The sequence below is a fragment of the Chryseobacterium nakagawai genome (assembly GCF_900637665.1).
Lineage (GTDB): Bacteria > Bacteroidota > Bacteroidia > Flavobacteriales > Weeksellaceae > Chryseobacterium > Chryseobacterium nakagawai.
In genome coordinates this window covers 754,115-774,720 of record NZ_LR134386.1, presented here as the reverse complement: position 1 = coordinate 774,720, position 20,606 = coordinate 754,115, and the positions used below count along the sequence as shown (strand labels likewise).

Sequence of the window (20,606 nt, the reverse complement as noted above, 5' to 3'; positions counted from 1 at the left end):
AGTCTCATACATTACTGTATGAGACTTTTAAAAATAAAATAAAAACTGGCGGCGGCCTACTCTCCCGCGTTAGCAGTACCATCGGCGCTGGTGGGCTTAACTTCTGTGTTCGGAATGGGAACAGGTGAGCCCCACCGCTAAAACCACCCTAAAGGCTTTATATAAGATATCAGAGGATAGATTTCAGATCTCAGACTTTAAGTCTGTTATCTGATGTCTTATATCTGACATCTGTTTTAATCGATAAAAACTTTCACAAAGAGCTAACCTTGCTGCACTTTCGTGCGCCATATCAGGCTATAAATCTACGGGTAATTAGTACTACTCGGCTATGACATTACTGTCTTTACACCTATAGCCTATCAACGTGGTCATCTCCCACGACCCTTAAAAGATGTCTCATCTTGAGGCGAGTTTCGCACTTATATGCTTTCAGTGCTTATCTCTTCCAAACGTAGCTACTCAGCAGTGCACCTGGCGGTACAACTGATACACCAGAGGTTTGTTCAATTCGGTCCTCTCGTACTAGAATCAAGCCCTCTCAAACATCTAACGCCCGCAATAGATAGAGACCGAACTGTCTCACGACGTTCTGAACCCAGCTCGCGTGCCACTTTAATGGGCGAACAGCCCAACCCTTGGGACCTTCTCCAGCCCCAGGATGTGACGAGCCGACATCGAGGTGCCGAACCTCCCCGTCGATGTGAGCTCTTGGGGGAGACTAGCCTGTTATCCCCGGAGTACCTTTTATCCTATGAGCGATGGCCCTTCCATACGGAACCACCGGATCACTATGTCCTGCTTTCGCACCTGATCGACTTGTTGGTCTCACAGTCAAGCACCCTTATGCCATTACACTCTACGCACGGTTACCAAGCGTGCTGAGGGTACCTTTGAAAGCCTCCGTTACTCTTTTGGAGGCGACCACCCCAGTCAAACTACCCACCACGCAATGTCCTTCTAAAAGAAGTTAGGCTCCAAGTAAGTAAAGGGTGGTATTTCAACGTCGGCTCCACAGACACTAGCGTGCCCACTTCATAGCCTCCCACCTATCCTACACATTACTTACTCAAAGTCAATACGAAGTTATAGTAAAGGTTCACAGGGTCTTTTCGTCCCATTGCGGGTAATCGGCATCTTCACCGATACTACAATTTCACAGAGCTCATGGTTGAGACAGTGCCCAGATCGTTACACCATTCGTGCAGGTCGGAACTTACCCGACAAGGAATTTCGCTACCTTAGGACCGTTATAGTTACGGCCGCCGTTTACTGGGGCTTCAGTCAATGCCTTCGGTTTAACCCTAAGCACCTTCCTTAACCTTCCAGCACCGGGCAGGTGTCAGACCCTATACTGCATCTTTCGATTTTGCAGAGTCCTGTGTTTTTGATAAACAGTCGCCTGGGCCTCTTTACTGCGGCCACCATTGCTGATGGCGTCTCTTCTCCCGAAGTTACGAGACTATTTTGCCTAGTTCCTTAACCATGATTCACTCTAGCACCTTAGGATTCTCTCCTCGACTACCTGTGTCGGTTTTGGTACGGGTTGCTTCACTTCGGCTTTTCTTGGAAGCACTTTCCCTACAGCAGCTTCGCCCGAAGGCTAGGCCTTGACTATTCCGTCAGTCTCCAGTAAGTACGGCACTCCGTCCCCTTTTTAGTGTGAGCAAGTATGGGAATATTAACCCATTGTCCATCCACTTCCCCGTTCGGGTTCGCGTTAGGTCCCGACTAACCCTCAGCTGATTAGCATGGCTGAGGAAACCTTAGTCTTTCGGTGAGCGGGTTTCTCGCCCGCTTTATCGTTACTTATGCCTACATTTTCTTTTCTATCCGCTCCACAATACCTCACAGTACTGCTTCGGCGCAAATAGAATGCTCTCCTACCAGATGTATCTAAAATACAAATCCATAGCTTCGGTAATATGTTTATGCCCGATTATTATCCATGCCGGACCGCTCGACTAGTGAGCTGTTACGCACTCTTTAAATGAATGGCTGCTTCCAAGCCAACATCCTAGCTGTCAATGCAGTCCAACCGCGTTGCTTCAACTTAACATATATTTTGGGACCTTAGCTGTTGGTCTGGGTTCTTTCCCTCTCGGACATGGACCTTAGCACCCATGCCCTCACTGCCGTAGAACATTTATTAGCATTCGGAGTTTGTCAGGAATTGGTAGGCGATGAAACCCCCGCATCCAATCAGTAGCTCTACCTCTAATAAACTTATATACGACGCTGCACCTAAATGCATTTCGGAGAGTACGAGCTATCTCCCAGTTTGATTGGCCTTTCACCCCTACCCACAGGTCATCCGAAGACTTTTCAACGTCAACCGGTTCGGTCCTCCACTCTGTGTTACCAGAGCTTCAACCTGCCCATGGGTAGATCACAAGGTTTCGCGTCTAATCCTACTAACTATCCGCCCTATTCAGACTCGCTTTCGCTCCGGCTCCGGACCTGAAGTCCTTAACCTCGCTAGTAAAATTAACTCGTAGGCTCATTATGCAAAAGGCACGCCGTCACAGCTTAATGCTGCTCCGACCGCTTGTAGGCGTACGGTTTCAGGTTCTATTTCACCCTTCTATTCGAAGTGCTTTTCACCTTTCCTTCACAGTACTTGTTCACTATCGGTCTTTCAGGAGTATTTAGCCTTGGAGGATGGTCCCCCCATATTCAGACAGGATTTCACGTGTCCCGCCCTACTCATTTATCACTTAAATATGCCTTTCATATACGGGGCTATCACCCTCTACGGCTGTTCTTTCCAGAACATTCTATTAAACATAAATTAGCTTTTGGGCTAATCCGCTTTCGCTCGCCACTACTTACGGAATCTCTTCGATTTCTTTTCCTCCGGGTACTTAGATGTTTCAGTTCTCCGGGTTTGCTCTCTAAATAAATTTAGAGTGACTGGTCTTCAACCAGACGGGTTGCCCCATTCGGACATCTGCGGATCAATTCGTGTGTGCCAATCCCCGCAGCTTTTCGCAGCTTACCACGTCCTTCGTCGCCTCTGAAAGCCTAGGCATCCGCCATACGCCCTTAACGATTTCTTTCCTAATATTAAATTAGTTCAGTATTTTTTTGATAAATAAATTTATCGATATTTTTATAAACTCGGCACTCGAAAGTGCTCGGTTATCTCTTTGTGATGTCTTTACCGTTAATGTCAATGATCTTAAATTCTTCTTGTCTAACTGATGAACGAATATTGTTTTTGGCTCTATCCGTAACTTTTAAATCAGTCTTCCAAAACTGTGGAGAATAAGGGAGTCGAACCCTTGACCTCCTGCGTGCAAGGCAGGCGCTCTAGCCAGCTGAGCTAATTCCCCTCTAGTAGACTTCAGATTTTAGATCTCAGATTACAGACTTTATTGTCTGACATCTGATGTCTTATATCTTCCCGTCTTTTTAATTAGTAGTCTCGGGCAGGCTCGAACTGCCGACCTCTACATTATCAGTGTAGCGCTCTAACCAGCTGAGCTACGAGACTGTCTGTTAGACTAACAGATTTCAGATAACAGATATCAGATTTAACTGACCATCCTATCTTCATCCTTGTCTCTCTCAATCCCTTTACTAATTTCTAGTGGGTTTTGTATTTTTAATATAATCAACCAAACAAAAAACTAAAGCTTTACTTTGAATAAGTACTTGTATCCGAAGATACTAATTTTGTTTATCGTCTAAAAGACGCTCTAAAATGAGATGTTCCAGCCGCACCTTCCGGTACGGCTACCTTGTTACGACTTAGCCCTAGTTACCTGTTTTACCCTAGGCAGCTCCTGTTACGGTCACCGACTTCAGGTACCCCAGACTTCCATGGCTTGACGGGCGGTGTGTACAAGGCCCGGGAACGTATTCACCGCGCCATGGCTGATGCGCGATTACTAGCGATTCCAGCTTCATAGAGTCGAGTTGCAGACTCCAATCCGAACTGAGACCAGCTTTCGAGATTTGCATCACATCGCTGTGTAGCTGCCCTCTGTACTGGCCATTGTATTACGTGTGTGGCCCAAGGCGTAAGGGCCGTGATGATTTGACGTCATCCCCACCTTCCTCTCTACTTGCGTAGGCAGTCTCACTAGAGTCCCCAACTTAATGATGGCAACTAGTGACAGGGGTTGCGCTCGTTGCAGGACTTAACCTAACACCTCACGGCACGAGCTGACGACAACCATGCAGCACCTTGAAAAATGTCCGAAGAAAAGTCTATTTCTAAACCTGTCATTTCCCATTTAAGCCTTGGTAAGGTTCCTCGCGTATCATCGAATTAAACCACATAATCCACCGCTTGTGCGGGCCCCCGTCAATTCCTTTGAGTTTCATTCTTGCGAACGTACTCCCCAGGTGGCTAACTTATCACTTTCGCTTAGTCTCTGAATCCGAAAACCCAAAAACGAGTTAGCATCGTTTACGGCGTGGACTACCAGGGTATCTAATCCTGTTCGCTCCCCACGCTTTCGTCCATCAGCGTCAGTTGTTGCTTAGTAACCTGCCTTCGCAATTGGTGTTCTAAGTAATATCTATGCATTTCACCGCTACACTACTTATTCCAGCTACTTCAACAACACTCAAGACATGCAGTATCAATGGCAGTTTCACAGTTAAGCTGTGAGATTTCACCACTGACTTACACATCCGCCTACGGACCCTTTAAACCCAATAAATCCGGATAACGCTTGCACCCTCCGTATTACCGCGGCTGCTGGCACGGAGTTAGCCGGTGCTTATTCGTATAGTACCTTCAGCTAGATACACGTATCTAGGTTTATCCCTATACAAAAGAAGTTTACAACCCATAGGGCCGTCGTCCTTCACGCGGGATGGCTGGATCAGGCTCTCACCCATTGTCCAATATTCCTCACTGCTGCCTCCCGTAGGAGTCTGGTCCGTGTCTCAGTACCAGTGTGGGGGATCACCCTCTCAGGCCCCCTAAAGATCGCAGACTTGGTGAGCCGTTACCTCACCAACTATCTAATCTTGCGCGTGCCCATCTCTATCCACCGGAGTTTTCAATATCGAATGATGCCATTCAACATATTATGGGGTATTAATCTTCCTTTCGAAAGGCTATCCCCCAGATAAAGGCAGGTTGCACACGTGTTCCGCACCCGTACGCCGCTCTCAAGATCCCGAAAGACCTCTACCGCTCGGCTTGCATGTGTTAGGCCTCCCGCTAGCGTTCATCCTGAGCCAGGATCAAACTCTCCATTGTATGTTTGTCTGACTCACTCAAAGTTTTTAACGCTTTAGTTTTTCCTTACTTGGTTGTTATATTATATGTCAATGATCTTTATATCTTTCGCTTTTTAACGAAGCAATCTTTCTGTCAGTGTCGCTCCGTATTTGCGAGTGCAAAAGTAAAACTTTATTTTCATTTGACCAAATGTTTCGAAAGAAAATTTTAAAGTTTTTTAAGTAACCTTAATCTCTTTCCAAACCCTCAATCCCTCTACTCCTGCGCTCCCTTAATTGGGACTGCAAAGATACAAACTTTATTTTAACTCGCAACTTTTAAATCCTAAAAATTAAAAGTTTTTTTCGCCTGTCTCTCTCGTAGAATATAATGTTTATGCTTATCTAAAAGCTCCTCTGCGCTTACCGAATCTCTTTCGTTTTTCAGTGGGGCAAAGATAGAAACTTCATCTATTCCCCGCAAGTTTATTTAACATAAAGTTTACACCAATATTACAATTGTTAATAAGTAGACAGTTTAACTTGCTGATTTATTTATATTTATATACAATTTTATACTTATCCACAATGGGGAATTGCTTTTTGGAAGATGTGAAAATCTTGTTTTAGAGATCATATAACAGGTATTTTATATATTATATAGAGGTATTATTAATTATTATATGTTACTATTATATATTAAAAATACAAAATTGGGTATTGTAAGTTTTGGCTAAGCCAATGGATAAGACTTTATTTTATGTAAATGGGCTAAAGTCCGTTTCTATTAATGAAGACTCTGTGGGGGGAAGCTAATATATAGCATGAAAATTAGGATTGATTCTGGCAGATTCTTTTATTAATATGGAATCATCTTGTTGAGATCCTTACAGGATGACAAAGATGATGGATTAGCCAAGTGTTAGCAATAGAGTTGCAAGACGGGAAGGCAGATTTTCACAGAACTTTCATAGAGCAGAAATGACTAAATTACCACCCCGTCAAAAATTCTTTGAATTTTTGACACCCCTCCAAAGGATGGGAATGATAGAAGCCATCACTTATGGATAATAGGTAATGCTATTAATTGATGCCAACCTATTATCTATTATCTATTATCTATTATTTATTCATCATTTATAAAGTGGTCCATTACCCTAGCCCCGATAGTAACGGTTACCCCACAGCACACGTTGGAGAGCAGGTGGGTTTGAGTATTGGGAAGGATGGCGCGAGGAGTATGAGTGTATAGCGGGATTAAGCTCCTGAATGAATTGGAGAGTTGGAGAGAATGAGAGTTTAATAAGAGGAAGGGAAAATTTATTTGAGCCAGGAAGCTTTCAACGTTGTGATAAAAAAATTCCGTAAGAATCCTTTACAGCAGGTTTCTTACGGAATGATTGTAAAACCGAAGTTTATATTTTTAGTTCAGAACATAGGATGTTCCGTCTCTTCCGTCTTTTAATTCTATGCCTTCAGCAAGCAGTTTGTCTCTGATCTGATCTGAAAGATCGAAATTTTTGGATTTTCTTGCCTGATTCCTAAGTTCGATTAAAACTTTTAGGGTTTGATCCAATTTTTCATTATTGTTTTCTTCTACAGGCTGCAATCCTAGCACGTCAAAGATAAAGGCATTCAATGTTGACTTTAAATCTTCAAGATCTGCTGTTGAGATTGTTTCTTTGCTATCATTTAAAGCAAAAATGTATTTTACGGCTTCAAATAAATGGGCGATCAGAATTGGAGAATTGAAATCATCTGTTAATGCATCATAACATTTGTTTTTCCATTCTGTAAGACTGAATGCTGATTGCTTTTTGTCATCAGGCGTAATGGAATTCAGTACTTTCACAGCTTCCATCAACCTAATAAATCCTTTTTCACTGGCAATCATGGCATCATTGGAGATATCCAAAACACTTCTGTAATGTGCCTGCAGGAAGCAGAAACGTACAATTGACGGATGGAAAGGTTTTTCAAAGAAATCATTATCTCCTGTTACCAACTGCATTGGAAGGATATAGTTTCCTGTAGACTTACTCATACGTTGAGAGTTCATTGTCAACATATTAGCATGCATCCAGTAATGTACTGGTGCGGCTCCATTGCAAGCTTTTCCTTGGGCAATTTCACATTCGTGGTGAGGGAATTTCAAATCCATACCTCCGCCATGGATATCAAAAGTTTCACCTAAATATTTAGTACTCATGGCTGTACATTCAAGGTGCCATCCTGGGAAACCTTCTCCCCAAGGGGAATTCCATCTCATGATGTGAGCGGGAGATGCTTTTTTCCAAAGAGCAAAATCTTGTGGATTCTTCTTCTCCCCTTGCCCGTCAAGATCACGGGTGTTAGCAAAAAGTTCTTCTATATTACGTTTTGAAAGTTCGCCGTAATTCAGTCCTCTTCTATTGTACTCTAATACATCGAAATATACAGAACCATTGCTTTCATATGCAAAACCTGTATCTATCAGTTTTTGAGTAAGCTCGATTTGCTCTACAATATGCCCTGTTGCTGTAGGCTCAATATTAGGAGGGAGCAGATTAAACATCTCTAAAACTTTATGGAAATCTACAGTGTACTTTTGTACAATTTCCATGGGTTCTAATTTTTCAAGACGAGTTTGCTTAACGAATCTATCGTTATTTACATCTCCATCATCAGTAAGATGCCCTGCATCGGTAATGTTTCTTACGTATCTTACTTTATATCCTAAATGCATTAGGGTACGGTAGATAAAATCAAAAGACAGGAAAGTTCTTACATTCCCTAAATGCACATTGCTGTACACTGTAGGTCCGCAGACATACATTCCTACGTTTCCTTCTAAGATGGGTTTGAATATTTCTTTTTCCGCTGTAAGCGAGTTATATATTTTTAATTGCATTTATTTTTTATTAAAAGATTCAATAGTTTTAAGATTCAAAAATTAGTTAAAATAAAAATCTGTCACAACAAATAATTGTTGTGATAAAGATTTTATGTGAAACTTTTTTAAATTTTATCATAATTAAATCGATTCTAAATGATGCTGCAAATGTTCTACGTAATCCTTAATGATAAACTCCAGGGTAAAAACCTGAGTTTCTGTTTTGGTGGTATCACACGTTCTTTGTAATGCTTCATCAGGAATATTTTCTACGATATGAACGATCTGATAGTTTAGTGCTTTCCAAAGGTTGATTAACTCTCCAATGGGAACATTCTGATAATTCTGAGCTTTTACCCAGGCGTTCTGATCATATATGATATTCTCGTTCTCTTTATATTGAGTGACTACAAATCTACGGATATTTGTAAAAGCACTATCACAAAGATGGCCAATAATTTCTTTTTTGGACCATTTTTCCGGTGATTTTTTATAAATCCATTCTTCTTCAGAAATTAACTGGAACTTTTTTAGTTCTGTATCTATAATATTTTTAAGGATCTGGTAGTTCATTGATTAATCTAGTTTTGCATGGCTTCCTACATAATGTAAGAATTCCTGCCTTGTGATTGGGTTTGTTCTGAAGATTCCACTTAGTTCCGCAGTAATAGTGGAGCTTGCAGTGTCTTTAATTCCTCTACAGTTTACACAAAGGTGTTTAGCATCAATGATACATGCAACATTTTTTGTTCCTAAAGCTTCTTTCAGAGCTTCTACAATCTGCATTGTTAATCTTTCCTGAACCTGTGGTCTTTTTGCATAGTAATCCACAATTCTGTTAATTTTTGAAAGACCGATTACTTCTCCATTAGAGATATACGCAACATGCGCTCTTCCTATAATAGGTAAGAAGTGGTGTTCACAAAAAGAGTATACTGTGATATCTTTCTCCACCAACATCTGACGGTATTTATATTTATTGGAAAATGTAGAGATCCCTGGTTTGTTTTCCGGAAGAAGTCCTCCGAAAATCTCGTTCACGTACATTTTAGCAACACGCTTCGGAGAATCCTTTAGAGAGTCATCGGTCATATCCAGTCCTAATGTTTCCATGATTTCTCCAAAAAGCTCAGTAATTTTCTCAATTTTTTCCTGTGGCGATTTATCAAAAGCATCTTCCCTTATAGGCGTATGTTCTTTTCCAGTGAAAATATCATCGTCGTTATCAGTAAAATCAACCATTTTTATTATTTTGCAGCAAAAATACGGATAATATCGTTTCATCTATTTGTTCCGAAAAGTTTTTATTTATTTTTTGGATCGTCAAAAACCTCTATAATCTCCATATCTATTGGATATTTTTTGAATAGTGGAATTTTGGCCAGCATGAACAAAATTATCTTTTATAACCTACTCTGATTAAAAACTATATGATTATTGTCGAAGAAGTACACAACAAAGACCATAAAAGGGAATTTCTGGAATTTCCCGCGCAACTTTATCAACACGACAAAAATTATATACGTCCTTTAGACAAGCATATTGAGGAGATCTTTAGCCATGAAAAGAATAAGTTCTTCAAGAATGGTGAATGCAAAAGGTTTTTATTTAAAAAAGACAATAAGACAGTTGGAAAAGTAGCTGCATTCATCAACAGCTGCTATGAACAAAAGCAGCCTACCGGAGGAATTGGTTTCTTTGACTGTATCAACGATCAGGAGACGGCTAATTTTATTTTTGACCATTGTAAAAACTGGCTTCATGAAAGAGGAATGGAAGCTATGGATGGCCCTATCAATTTTGGAGAACGGGATAAGTTCTGGGGACTTTTGATTGAAGGGTTTATAGAGCCTTTGTATGGAATGAATTATAATTTTCCTTATTACAAAGAGCTTTTTGAAAATTATGGATTTCAGATTTATTTTGAACAGCTTTGTTTCACCAGACCTGTATTTGCAGAAGTTTCACGTGTTTTTACGATTGCTCATGAGAAAAATAGGAGAAATCCGGCTATTTCTGCTCAGCCTATGAAAAAGAATAACCTGCCAAAGTTTGCAAAGGATTTTACAGTGGTTTATAATAAGGCATGGGCAGCTCACGGAGAAGGAAAGCAATTGGAAGAAGGTAAGGTTTTGAAAATGTTCAATACGATGAAACCTATTATGAATGAACATATCTCATGGTTTGTGTATGAAAATGACAAGCCTATTGCGATGTGGATCAATCTTCCGGACCTCAACCAGTGGTTTAAATACCTCAACGGAAAGTTTGGCGTTTTTGAGAAGCTTAAGTTTTTGTTTTTAAAGCGATTTAAGAAGAATGAAAAAATGGTTGGTCTGGTGTTCGGCGTGGTTCCTGAATGGCAAAGAAAAGGAATTGATGGGTATATGATTTGGGAAGGCACCCAACATTTGAGAAAGCATACCGATTTTACGATTACTGAGCTTCAGTGGATTGGTGATTTTAATCCAAAAATGATTAAGATTGCTGAAACTCTTGATACTACTGTGACCAGGAAACTGGCGACCTATCGATATTTGTTTGATCGGGATAAGGAGTTTGAGAGACATGTGATTCTTTAAGGTAAGGGAGATGGAGAATGGAAGATGGGAGTTATTGAAGTCTAATGATTGACTAAAGGTTTAGTTTACTTCTTTTGGAGCCTGCCAATTATTTGACGCAAAGGTTTAATTTGCTACTGTTATATTTTTGAGGGAGCGAAGGTGGAATCAATTTCGTTGATTCTTTTGAAGCTAATGTTTAGCCTACGGCTTTTTTACTCATCTATCTTATTTTGGGGAGATATTACTTGTGAGATTTTTATAAAATAAAAAGCCCTGTCATTTAAGACAAGGCTACTTTCATTTTTGGTACTTTTATTAGAATAGCTCACCGGCTACTTTTTTGATGTTGTCACTTTTCCCCATTGAGTAAAAGTGTAAAACAGGAACTCCGAAATCCAGAAGTTCTTTGCACTGGGCAATGGCCCATTCTACTCCAATCTGCTTAACCGCTTCATTATTTTTAGCATTCTCCACTTCATTGATTAACTCTTCCGGAAGGTCTATTTTAAATACCTGAGGGAGGATTTTCAAATGTTTCTTGGTGGCGATCGGTTTAATTCCCGGAATGATTGGAACGGTAATTCCCATCTCTCTTGCTTTCTGAACGAATTCAATGTACTTTTTATTGTCAAAAAACATTTGGGTTACGATATAATCTGCTCCGGCATCTACTTTTTGCTTCAGCCATTTCAGGTCATAATTCATGGAGGGAGCTTCCATGTGTTTTTCAGGATAACCCGCTACTCCGATGCAGAATTTATTAAGTTCATCACAAACCTGTTCTTCATTGTGAAGGTATTTTCCTCTTCCCAGGTTGTTAATCTGATTCACAAGATCCATGGCGCTGGCATGACCTCCCTGAGTAGGTTCAAAATACTGATGTCCTTTCATAGCATCTCCTCTCAATGCCATTACATTATCAATACCCAAATACATACAGTCTACTAAAAGATATTCGGTTTCTTCTTTGGTAAAGCCTCCACATAATAGGTGTGGAACAGTATCTACATTATATTTATGCTGAATAGCTGCACAAATCCCCAATGTTCCCGGGCGCATCCTTGTGATACGACGCTCCATCAATCCATTTCCTTTATCTAAATAAATATATTCTTCTCTTGAAGTGGTAACATCAATGAATGGTGGCTTGAACTCCATCAACGGATCTATATTCGTATATAAGTCTTCAATACCAATTCCCTTTTGTGGCGGAACCACTTCTAAGGAGAATAAAGTTTTTCCATTTGCGTTTTGAATGTGCTCTGTTATCTTCATATCAATTTTAATCTGCTAAATTTGGTGACAACCACTTTCTTGCTTCCTGTAAAGAGATTCCTTTTCTCTCTGAGTATTCTTTTAATTGGTCTTCTGCGATTTTTCCCAGTCCGAAATATTTTGCATGTGGGCTTCCGAAATAATATCCTGAAACAGCTGCTGTAGGGAACATTGCTAAACTTTCAGTCAAATAAACTCCAATATTTTCTTCAACCTTCAATAAATCCCAGATCGCATGTTTTTCCAAGTGGTCAGGGCAAGCCGGATATCCTGGTGCAGGGCGGATTCCTTTATATTTTTCTGCAATCAGCTCTTCATTGCTCAATTCTTCCTGAACGGCATAGCCCCAATATTCTGTTCTTACTTTTTTATGTAAAAACTCTGCGTAGGCTTCTGCAAAACGATCTGCCAATGCTTTTACCATGATAGCATTATAATCATCATTAGCTTTTTCATATTCTTCGGCTAGCTCATCCGTACCGAAACCTGTGGTTACACAAAATGCTCCCATATAATCTGTCTTTCCTGAACTTTGTGGGGCGATAAAGTCACTTAATGCCAGATAATCTTTTCCTTTTGATCTTTGAGCCTGCTGTCTTAGGGTTAAAAACTTAACCTTTTCGTTATTATTTTCATCAAAAATCAGAATATCATCTGTTTCATTGGAGTTGGCTTTAAAGATCCCGAAGATTGCTTTTGCTGTTAACAGCTTTTCATCCAAAATTCTCTTTAAGATAACCTGTGCGTCTTTGAAAAGTTCTTTTGCCTGCACACCTACCACCTCATCTTCTAAGATATTCGGGTATTTCCCATGAAGATCCCAGCTTCTGAAGAATGGTGACCAGTCTATGAAAGGTAATAATTCTCTCAGGTCCTGATTTTCAATTACAGTGATTCCTAAATTATTCGGAGTGAAGATTTCTTCGTTTTTCCAGTCTATTTTAAACTTACTTTCTCTGGCTTCTTCAATGGAAACATAATCTTTATCAACTTGTCTGTTCAGGAATTTTTCTCTGAAGTCTGAATAATCACTCTTCAGATCAGAAACATATTCCTTATTTCTGTCTCCCAATAATGAGCTTACCACATTTACAGCTCTTGAAGCATCATTAACGTGAACTACTGCATTTTTATATTTTAAATCGATTTTTACCGCGGTGTGTGCCTTTGAAGTCGTTGCACCACCAATTAATAATGGAAAATCTAAATTTTGTCTTTCTAATTCTGAAGCGATGTACACCATTTCATCCAAACTCGGTGTAATCAATCCGCTTAGCCCGATGACATCTACTTTTTCTGCGATGGCTGTCTGAATAATCTTTTCAGCAGGAACCATTACCCCAAGATCCACAATCTCATAATTGTTACAGCCCAGTACTACGCTTACAATGTTTTTACCAATATCATGTACATCTCCTTTTACGGTTGCCATCAGGATTTTTCCATTGGCAGGTCTTGATCCGTCTTTTTCCGCTTCAATAAAAGGCTGTAAATAAGCCACTGCTTTTTTCATTACTCTTGCAGATTTAACAACCTGCGGCAAGAACATTTTCCCACTTCCGAATAAATCTCCCACAACTCCCATTCCGGTCATTAGATTGATTTCAATAACATGAAGGGGCTTAGCAGCAACCTGCCTAGCTTCTTCTACATCTTCTTCAATAAAACGATCAATTCCTTTTACAAGAGCATAGGTAATTCTTTCCTGTAATGGATTTTTTCTCCATTCCAAATCTTCAGTCTTTTCTATTTTGACTGATTTATGTTTTTCGGAGTAATCAAGAAGTCTTTCTGTAGCATCTTCCCTCTTGTCCAGAATAACATCTTCCACAAGCTCCAGCAATTCTTTATTGATTTCATCATAAACTTCCAGCATCGCAGGATTTACAATACCAATATTCATCCCAGCTTGAATGGCATGGTAAAGGAATACGGAGTGCATGGCTTCTCTTACCGTATCATTTCCACGGAACGAAAAGGATACATTACTTACTCCTCCACTCACAGATGCATAAGGAAGATTTTGTCTTACCCAGCGTGTAGCTTCGATAAAATCGATGGCATTTTTTCTATGCTCGTCCATTCCCGTTGCTACCGGGAAGATATTTAAGTCGAAAATGATATCTTCAGCCGGGAATCCTATCTGGTTGACGAGAATATCATAAGATCGTTTTGAAATTTCTATTCTTCGTTCAAGATTGTCAGCCTGCCCTACCTCATCAAATGCCATTACAATAACTGCAGCTCCATATCTTTTAATGGCTTTGGCATGTTTGATAAATTCTTCTTCGCCTTCTTTTAAGCTGATAGAGTTCACCACACATTTTCCCTGAGCTACCTGAAGACCTGCTTCCAGAATTTCCCATTTGGAAGAGTCTACCATGATGGGGATTCTTGCAATATCCGGTTCTGATGCGATTAAGTTCAGAAATTTAATCATCGATGCTTTTCCATCAATCAAACCATCATCGAAATTGACATCAAGAATCTGCGCCCCTCCTTCTACCTGATGGCGGGCAATATCTAATGCTTCAGAGAATTTTTCCTCTTTGATCAGTCTTAAAAATTTTTTGGACCCGGCAACATTAGTTCTCTCACCCACATTGATGAAATTACTTTCCGGTGTTATGATAAGAGGCTCAAGGCCTGATAATCTTAAATATTTCATTTTATTCTTCTAAAATATAGTAGGCGTTATTTGCATTCTGCCTTAATAAGTCCCTGTGCTTGCCTAAAGCAGTAAACAACGGAAATCTTTTGTACGCTAAGCCATGTTCATTAGCAAATTCTTCTATCTCCTCAGTAATCTCATTATAATACATATAGCTGTAGTTAGGAAAGAGGTGATGCGCCACATGAAAATTAAAATTTCCTAATACATTTCTTACCAACCAGTTATTTTCCTGCAAATCGTTGGTTACTTCAAACTGATGATGAAGCCAGCTGAATGGAAGACCATTATCTTTATTCAATCTTGGAAAGGCATTATCAGGAAGAGGGTGCAAAGGCAATAAAACAAACAGTGCAAAAATGCTTGCCGCAATTACCTGTAAAAACCAAGCTCCTAAAGCCAACCCAATTGATACTTTAAAGAACACTATAGGAATTATAATTTGATAAAAAAAGTAAAACAACTTATAACTCACCATTTTCACTTTCTCCACCACAGGTATTTTTCCCTGTGTTTTCAAAATCACTCTTTCCTTATCAAAGAAGTCTCTGAAGTCTCTTATGAACATCCAATTGAACAAATACAATGGATATACTAAAAAGAAAAACCTATGCTGATACTTCTGAACTCCTTTGGCCTTAATCCAAGGCACTATTAAAAGTAAACCACTCTGCTCAATATCGGTATCCCAACCATCCACATTCGGATAAGCATGGTGACTTGCGATGTGTCTCTTCTTCCAGATATAGGAATTAGCTCCTATGAAATCAAAAATGTGTAACACTACTCCATTCAGCTTTTTACTTTTAAAAATGTTGTTATGAGCTGCTTCATGGATCAGATTTAAATAAATTAAAACCAGAAAAATTCCCATTAAAACGAAACTGAATATATACATCCAATGTTTTTCGGCATTCAAGAGAGCAATAAAATATAAACCAACATAGATCAGTGGTAGAAGTACCGCTTTGATCTGAATATAGATATCTCTGTTTTCAGGAATAGCTTCTATCCGTTGGTTTACTTTCTTTCTCAATTCATTAAACAACTTGGCATCATCTGAATCTTTTAAGTAACTCGGCTTTTCCATTATATTAATTTTTGTGGTTTACTTAAAGTTAATATTTATATTCCAGCCTACATTCTTGATTTTAATTAAAAAAATCTATCTAATTACACAAATTCCTTCAATTTCCTTGGTTCATATTTTTCTACCAGCTCCGCAATCGCCTTGATATGTTCCGGAGTGGTACCGCAGCAACCTCCAATAATGTTAATCAATCCTTTTTCTGCATATTCTTTGATCTGTCTTGCCATATCTTCTGGTGTTTCATCATATTTTCCAAAGGCATTCGGTAATCCGGCATTGGGGTAAGCTGAAACATAGAATTCTGAATTATGAGCCAAAGTTTCCAGATAAGGAGTCAGCTGATCTGCTCCTAGAGCACAGTTAAAGCCTACACTTAATAGATTCAAATGAGAAACTGAAATTAAAAAGGCTTCAGCGGTCTGTCCGCTCAAAGTTCTTCCTGAAGCATCAGTAATGGTTCCGGAAACCATGATTGGAATTTTTATTCCTCTTTCTTCCTGAAGTTCATCGATTGCAAACAAGGCAGCTTTAGCATTTAAGGTATCGAAGATTGTTTCCACCAACAGGATATCTGAACCTCCATCCAATAATGCTTCACATTGTTGTTTATAAGCGACTCTCAGTTCTTCAAACGTTATGGCTCTGTATCCAGGGTCATTCACATCAGGGCTTAAGCTTGCCGTTCTGTTGGTTGGGCCTATTGACCCTGCTACAAATCTTGGTTTATCCGGAGTCTTAGCTGTATATTCATCACAGGCTTTTCTGGCAATTTTTGCAGACTCATAATTCAGATCATACACCAACTCTTCCATGTGGTAATCAGCCATTGCAATGGTAGTTCCGGAGAATGTATTGGTTTCAATGATATCAGCTCCTGCTTCCAGATATTTCTTGTGTACTTCTTCAATAGCCTGTGGCTGAGTAAGGGAAAGTAAATCATTATTTCCTTTTACCGGATGTTCCCAGTCTTTGAATCGTTCACCACGATAGTCTTCTTCTTCAAACTTGTAGCGCTGAAGCATGGTTCCCATGGCTCCGTCCAGAACGAGGATGCGTTCTTTGAGGGCTTTGTTTAGTGATTCTATATTTGTCATCTCTTTTATAGTTGTTGAGTGAAACTGATATGGTTTGGGGGTTGATAGGACTTCGTTCTATCTTTGGGTTAAATCGCCCCTTTGGGGCTCTTGGGAGTTTAATCTAAGGCTTGTTTTAAGTCTGCAATGATATCGTCTACGTTTTCTAAACCTACTGAACAACGAACTAATCCTGCTGTAATTCCTACTTCGTTTCTTTCTTCATCTGATAATTTAGAGTGTGTAGTAGACGCCGGATGGGTTACGATCGTTCTTGTATCCCCTAAGTTTGCAGACAATGAACACATCTGGATCTTATCCAGGAAGTTTCTTCCGCCTTCAATTCCTCCTTTTATTTCAAAAGCAACGATATTCCCACCTAGTTTCATCTGCTTTTTAGCGACTTCATAGTTTGGATGGGATTTCAGGAATGGATATTTTACGAGTTCCACATTAGGATGGCTTTCTAAAAATTCAGCTACCTTCAATGCATTTTCACAGTGTTTTTCCACACGGATTGCTAATGTTTCAAGGCTTTTTGATAATACCCATGCATTAAAAGGGGACAACGCAGGTCCTGTATTTCTTGCGAAAAGATAAATTTCTCTGATCAGGTCTTCTTTTCCTACTGCGATTCCTCCCAATACTCTTCCCTGCCCGTCGATCAACTTCGTTGCAGAATGTACAACAACATCCGCACCATATTTAATAGGCTGCTGAAGATAAGGAGTTGCAAAACAGTTATCTACAATAAAAATCAGATTATGTTTTTTTGCGATTTGTCCGAAAAATTCCAGGTCCAGGATTTCAATTGCAGGATTGGTAGGAGTTTCAAGGTATAAAATCTTTGTATTCGGTTTAATATACTGTTCTACATTCTGTGCATCTTCTGCTTTGAAATAAGTGGTTTCAATATTCCATTTCGGAAAATACTTTGTGAATAAAGTGTGAGTAGATCCGAAAACGGACTGACAACTTACAATATGATCTCCAGCACTTAATAAAGCTGCAAATGTAGAATAGATTGCTGCCATTCCGGTTGCAAAGGCATATCCTGCTTCTGCTCCTTCCATTTTTGCAATCTTCTCTGTAAATTCAGATACGTTCGGATTGGAGAAACGGCTGTACAGATTTTTAGGTTTTTCTTCAGCAAAACTTGCTCTCATATCTTCAGCATCCTGAAAAATAAAGCTGGAAGTAAGATATAATGGTGTAGAATGTTCGTCAAACTGAGATCTCTCCGTCTGAGTTCTTATTGCTGATGTTTCGAAATTTTCCATATAGTTTTAATTGATTTACCAATGTATCAATCTAACAGTGTAATAATGAGATTCTTCGCTTTGCTCAGAATGATAGTCATTGGTAAACTGTTACATTATTAAATTGTTACATTAATTTATTTTGTTTCACTTAGTCTTAAAATATCACCGAATACTCCTCTGGCAGTTACCTGTGCTCCGGCTCCGGCTCCCATAATCACGATTGGGTTTTCGCCATAACTTTCTGTATAGATCTCAAAGATGGAATCTGATCCTTTCAACTGCCCTAATGCTGATGTTGCAGGAACAGAAATCAGTTTTACATCCAACTCACCTTTGTCTTTCTGTAAATCTCCATGTAAATCTCCTACATATCTCAATACATGACCTGGCTCCTGGTTTTCTTTGATCTTCTGATATTCTTCATCCAGCTCGTCTAATCTTGTAAGAAATTCTGATTTTGAAACCTCAAGTAAGCTTTCCGGAACGAGATTTTGAATGTTGATATCTTCAAATTCGTTGATTAGATCTAATTCTCTTGCCAAAATCAATAATTTTCTTGCTACGTCATTTCCTGAAAGGTCTTCTCTTGGATCTGGTTCTGTATATCCTTTTTCTAAAGCTTCGTTGATAATTGTTGAAAATTTATCTTCTCTCAAAGAGAAATTGTTGAAAACATAGCTCAATGTTCCCGAAAAAACTCCTTTAATTCTTGTGATATTCTCTCCTGAAAGGTGTAATAATTTGATCGTATCAATTAAAGGAAGACCTGCACCTACGTTGGTTTCATACAGATAACGTCTGTTGTTTTTACTCAACGTATATCTTAGTTTTCTGTATTCTTCAATCGGAAGGGTATTGAAAATTTTATTGGAAGACACCAGATCAAATCCGTTTTCTGCTAATGCATGATAATTTTTTACAAAATCTTTACTTGCTGTGTTGTCTACAACAATCAGGTTCTCTAATTGATTTTCATTGGAAAAATTGATTAATTCCTGAACGTCAGAAGAATGCTCTGCCGTTAAAACCTCATCAGACCAATTATTGTCAAACCCTTTTTTATTGAATGCAATTTTCTTTGAATTGGCTACTGCAACAACTTTCAGATCTACTTTTTTACGTCTTTTGATCTCTTCTGAAGACTCAAGAACCTGCTCAATTAATGTTTTCCCTACATTTCCATGGCCAATAATTGCCAGATGAACGGTCTTCGGTTTTTTGAAAATCTCAGATTCTATAATATTTCTTGTTTTTTCATCCTGTGAAGAAGTTACTACGATGTTTACTCTGTTTTCTCCAGCAACTTGATTTAAAAGCAATGGAAAAACATTGTTTCTAGCCAATTCTGCAAAAACTTTATTGGAATCTTCTGCTACAAAACCAATCACAGAAACATTGTTGATACTGTATATTTGAGATACTTTTCCTGATTTTCTTTCTGCTTCAAACTCATCAATAAGACAAGCTACTGCTTTTTCAGCATCGTTTTCGTGAACTAAAATAGAAATTCCGTTTTCTATAGCTTGCTGAGAGATTACTCCCACACTGATGCGCGCTAAAGTAAGCGCTTTAAAAATTCGTCCGTCAATTCCGATTTCCCCTAAGAAATCTACCCCTTCAAATTTGACAATTGATCTGTTCTTCAAAAATTTTATTTCTTTAGCATTTTTCATTACTTATAAAATGTTTTTTATGATATTATTTAATTGTTGATATTCCATTAGGAAGGCATCATGCCCGTGTATAGATTGGATCTCGTGATAAGAAATATTCTCCTTTTTCTTTTTCAGTTTCTCAAAACACATTCGGATTTCAGAAGCCGGGAAGAATAAATCTGTATCTACGGAGATCATGTGCATTCGTGCTTGTATATTCTCCAGAGCAGTTTCATCAGCATTGATATTCATCAATAAATGATTCATCAGCTTGTATGCTTGTAAACTAAACCTTTCGTTTAGCGCGTTACCATGATAAACCAGCCAGTCTTCTGATTCTAAGCATTGCTTTTCCTGATTGTATTTGTTTTGAAATCTGTCGTTAAGTGATTCCGGAGTTCTATAGCACAACATCGCATGGATTCTTGCTTTTTGTAATGGTTCTTCTTTATCATTCAATAAAAATTTCTGAACCAGACATTGTGCATGAAGCCAATCATGAGTTCTGTAGTCACAGGCAATGGGAATAAAAATTTCTGCCAGCTTTGGTTGTTTTGCTAACATTTCCCATGCAATTCCTCCTCCCAGGGAGCCACCAATAATGGTATATAAATTTTTGATATGTAGAGCTTCTAATCCTTTCAGAAAAATATTGCCTATATCTGAAGGCGTGAAGTCTTCATAGTCTTCAATTAAAAAATGATCGTAACCGTTTCCGGGGATATTGAAACACAGAACAGTGTACTTATTAGTATCAACGATCTGATTTTCGCCTACCAATTGTTTCCACCAGCCTTTTTCTCCGGATACATTTGAATTTCCGGTAAGGGCATGATTAATTAAAATGATTGGAGCTGTAAACAGATCTTTCCCGAAAAGCTCATAGCTCAACGAGATATCGTATTCCTTTTGGGAATGGGTTTGATACGAAAGATTAATATAGTTTAGTTCTGTTTTCAATTC

11 protein-coding genes, 2 tRNA genes and 3 rRNA genes are annotated in these 20,606 nt (G+C 39.0%); 1 reads left to right on the top strand and 15 read right to left on the bottom strand.

Features of this window, described 5'->3' with window-relative positions; genetic code table 11:
* Positions 1 to 43: 43 nt before the first annotated feature.
* The 8 genes from rrf to folE form a co-directional block, all read right to left on the bottom strand.
* A 5S ribosomal RNA gene (gene rrf, locus EL260_RS03535) occupies positions 44 to 151 on the bottom strand.
* 144 nt (positions 152 to 295) lie between these two features.
* Positions 296 to 3,059: ribosomal RNA gene (locus EL260_RS03530) — 23S ribosomal RNA — on the bottom strand.
* Between the two features lie 202 nt (positions 3,060 to 3,261).
* Positions 3,262 to 3,335 (bottom strand) — tRNA-Ala (locus tag EL260_RS03525).
* An 87-nt stretch (positions 3,336 to 3,422) separates the two neighbouring features.
* Positions 3,423 to 3,496 (bottom strand) — tRNA-Ile (locus EL260_RS03520).
* Between the two features lie 208 nt (positions 3,497 to 3,704).
* Positions 3,705 to 5,221 (bottom strand): 16S ribosomal RNA (locus EL260_RS03515).
* The 16S, 23S and 5S rRNA genes sit together here with 2 tRNA genes alongside, the layout of an rRNA operon.
* Positions 5,222 to 6,604: 1,383 nt before the next feature.
* Positions 6,605 to 8,071, bottom strand: a complete 1,467-nt coding sequence (cysS, locus tag EL260_RS03510) for a cysteine--tRNA ligase (RefSeq protein WP_123858874.1) — start codon at positions 8,069 to 8,071, stop codon at positions 6,605 to 6,607.
* Between the two features lie 123 nt (positions 8,072 to 8,194).
* Positions 8,195 to 8,626 (bottom strand): DinB family protein, encoded by a 432-nt coding sequence (locus EL260_RS03505; RefSeq protein ID WP_123858873.1) that lies wholly within the window; start codon positions 8,624 to 8,626, stop codon positions 8,195 to 8,197.
* Between the two features lie 3 nt (positions 8,627 to 8,629).
* Entirely contained in the window at positions 8,630 to 9,295 is a 666-nt protein-coding gene (gene folE / locus EL260_RS03500) for a GTP cyclohydrolase I FolE (protein ID WP_045490962.1), read from the bottom strand.
* Positions 9,296 to 9,483: 188 nt separating this feature from the next.
* Between folE and EL260_RS03495 the strand changes: the two genes are divergently transcribed.
* Positions 9,484 to 10,635: a hypothetical protein gene (locus tag EL260_RS03495; RefSeq protein WP_123858872.1), complete on the top strand. Its 1,152-nt coding sequence runs from the start codon at positions 9,484 to 9,486 to the stop codon at positions 10,633 to 10,635.
* A gap of 297 nt (positions 10,636 to 10,932) precedes the next feature.
* Here the strand turns inward: EL260_RS03495 and metF are convergent, their stop codons facing one another.
* The 7 genes from metF to EL260_RS03460 all read right to left on the bottom strand — a co-directional run bounded on the left by metF (position 10,933) and on the right by EL260_RS03460 (position 20,603).
* Entirely contained in the window at positions 10,933 to 11,892 is a 960-nt protein-coding gene (gene metF / locus EL260_RS03490; RefSeq protein ID WP_123858871.1) for a methylenetetrahydrofolate reductase [NAD(P)H], read from the bottom strand.
* Between the two features lie 7 nt (positions 11,893 to 11,899).
* A complete protein-coding gene (metH, locus tag EL260_RS03485; protein ID WP_123858870.1) occupies positions 11,900 to 14,560 on the bottom strand; it encodes a methionine synthase in 2,661 nt (886 codons plus the stop codon).
* A 1-nt stretch (position 14,561) separates the two neighbouring features.
* On the bottom strand, positions 14,562 to 15,653 hold the full coding sequence (locus EL260_RS03480) for a fatty acid desaturase family protein (RefSeq protein ID WP_123858869.1): 1,092 nt from the start codon (positions 15,651 to 15,653) through the stop codon (positions 14,562 to 14,564).
* An 83-nt stretch (positions 15,654 to 15,736) separates the two neighbouring features.
* On the bottom strand, positions 15,737 to 16,747 hold the full coding sequence (locus EL260_RS03475) for a homocysteine S-methyltransferase family protein (RefSeq protein WP_068940187.1): 1,011 nt from the start codon (positions 16,745 to 16,747) through the stop codon (positions 15,737 to 15,739).
* Positions 16,748 to 16,845: 98 nt separating this feature from the next.
* On the bottom strand, positions 16,846 to 18,006 hold the full coding sequence (locus EL260_RS03470; RefSeq protein ID WP_123858868.1) for an O-succinylhomoserine sulfhydrylase: 1,161 nt from the start codon (positions 18,004 to 18,006) through the stop codon (positions 16,846 to 16,848).
* A gap of 116 nt (positions 18,007 to 18,122) precedes the next feature.
* Entirely contained in the window at positions 18,123 to 19,661 is a 1,539-nt protein-coding gene (locus EL260_RS03465; protein WP_123858867.1) for an ACT domain-containing protein, read from the bottom strand.
* A gap of 3 nt (positions 19,662 to 19,664) precedes the next feature.
* The gene (locus tag EL260_RS03460) at positions 19,665 to 20,603 is read right to left on the bottom strand and encodes an alpha/beta fold hydrolase (RefSeq protein WP_123858866.1); all 939 of its coding nucleotides are present in this window, start codon (positions 20,601 to 20,603) and stop codon (positions 19,665 to 19,667) included.
* Between the last annotated feature and the right edge of the window lie 3 nt (positions 20,604 to 20,606).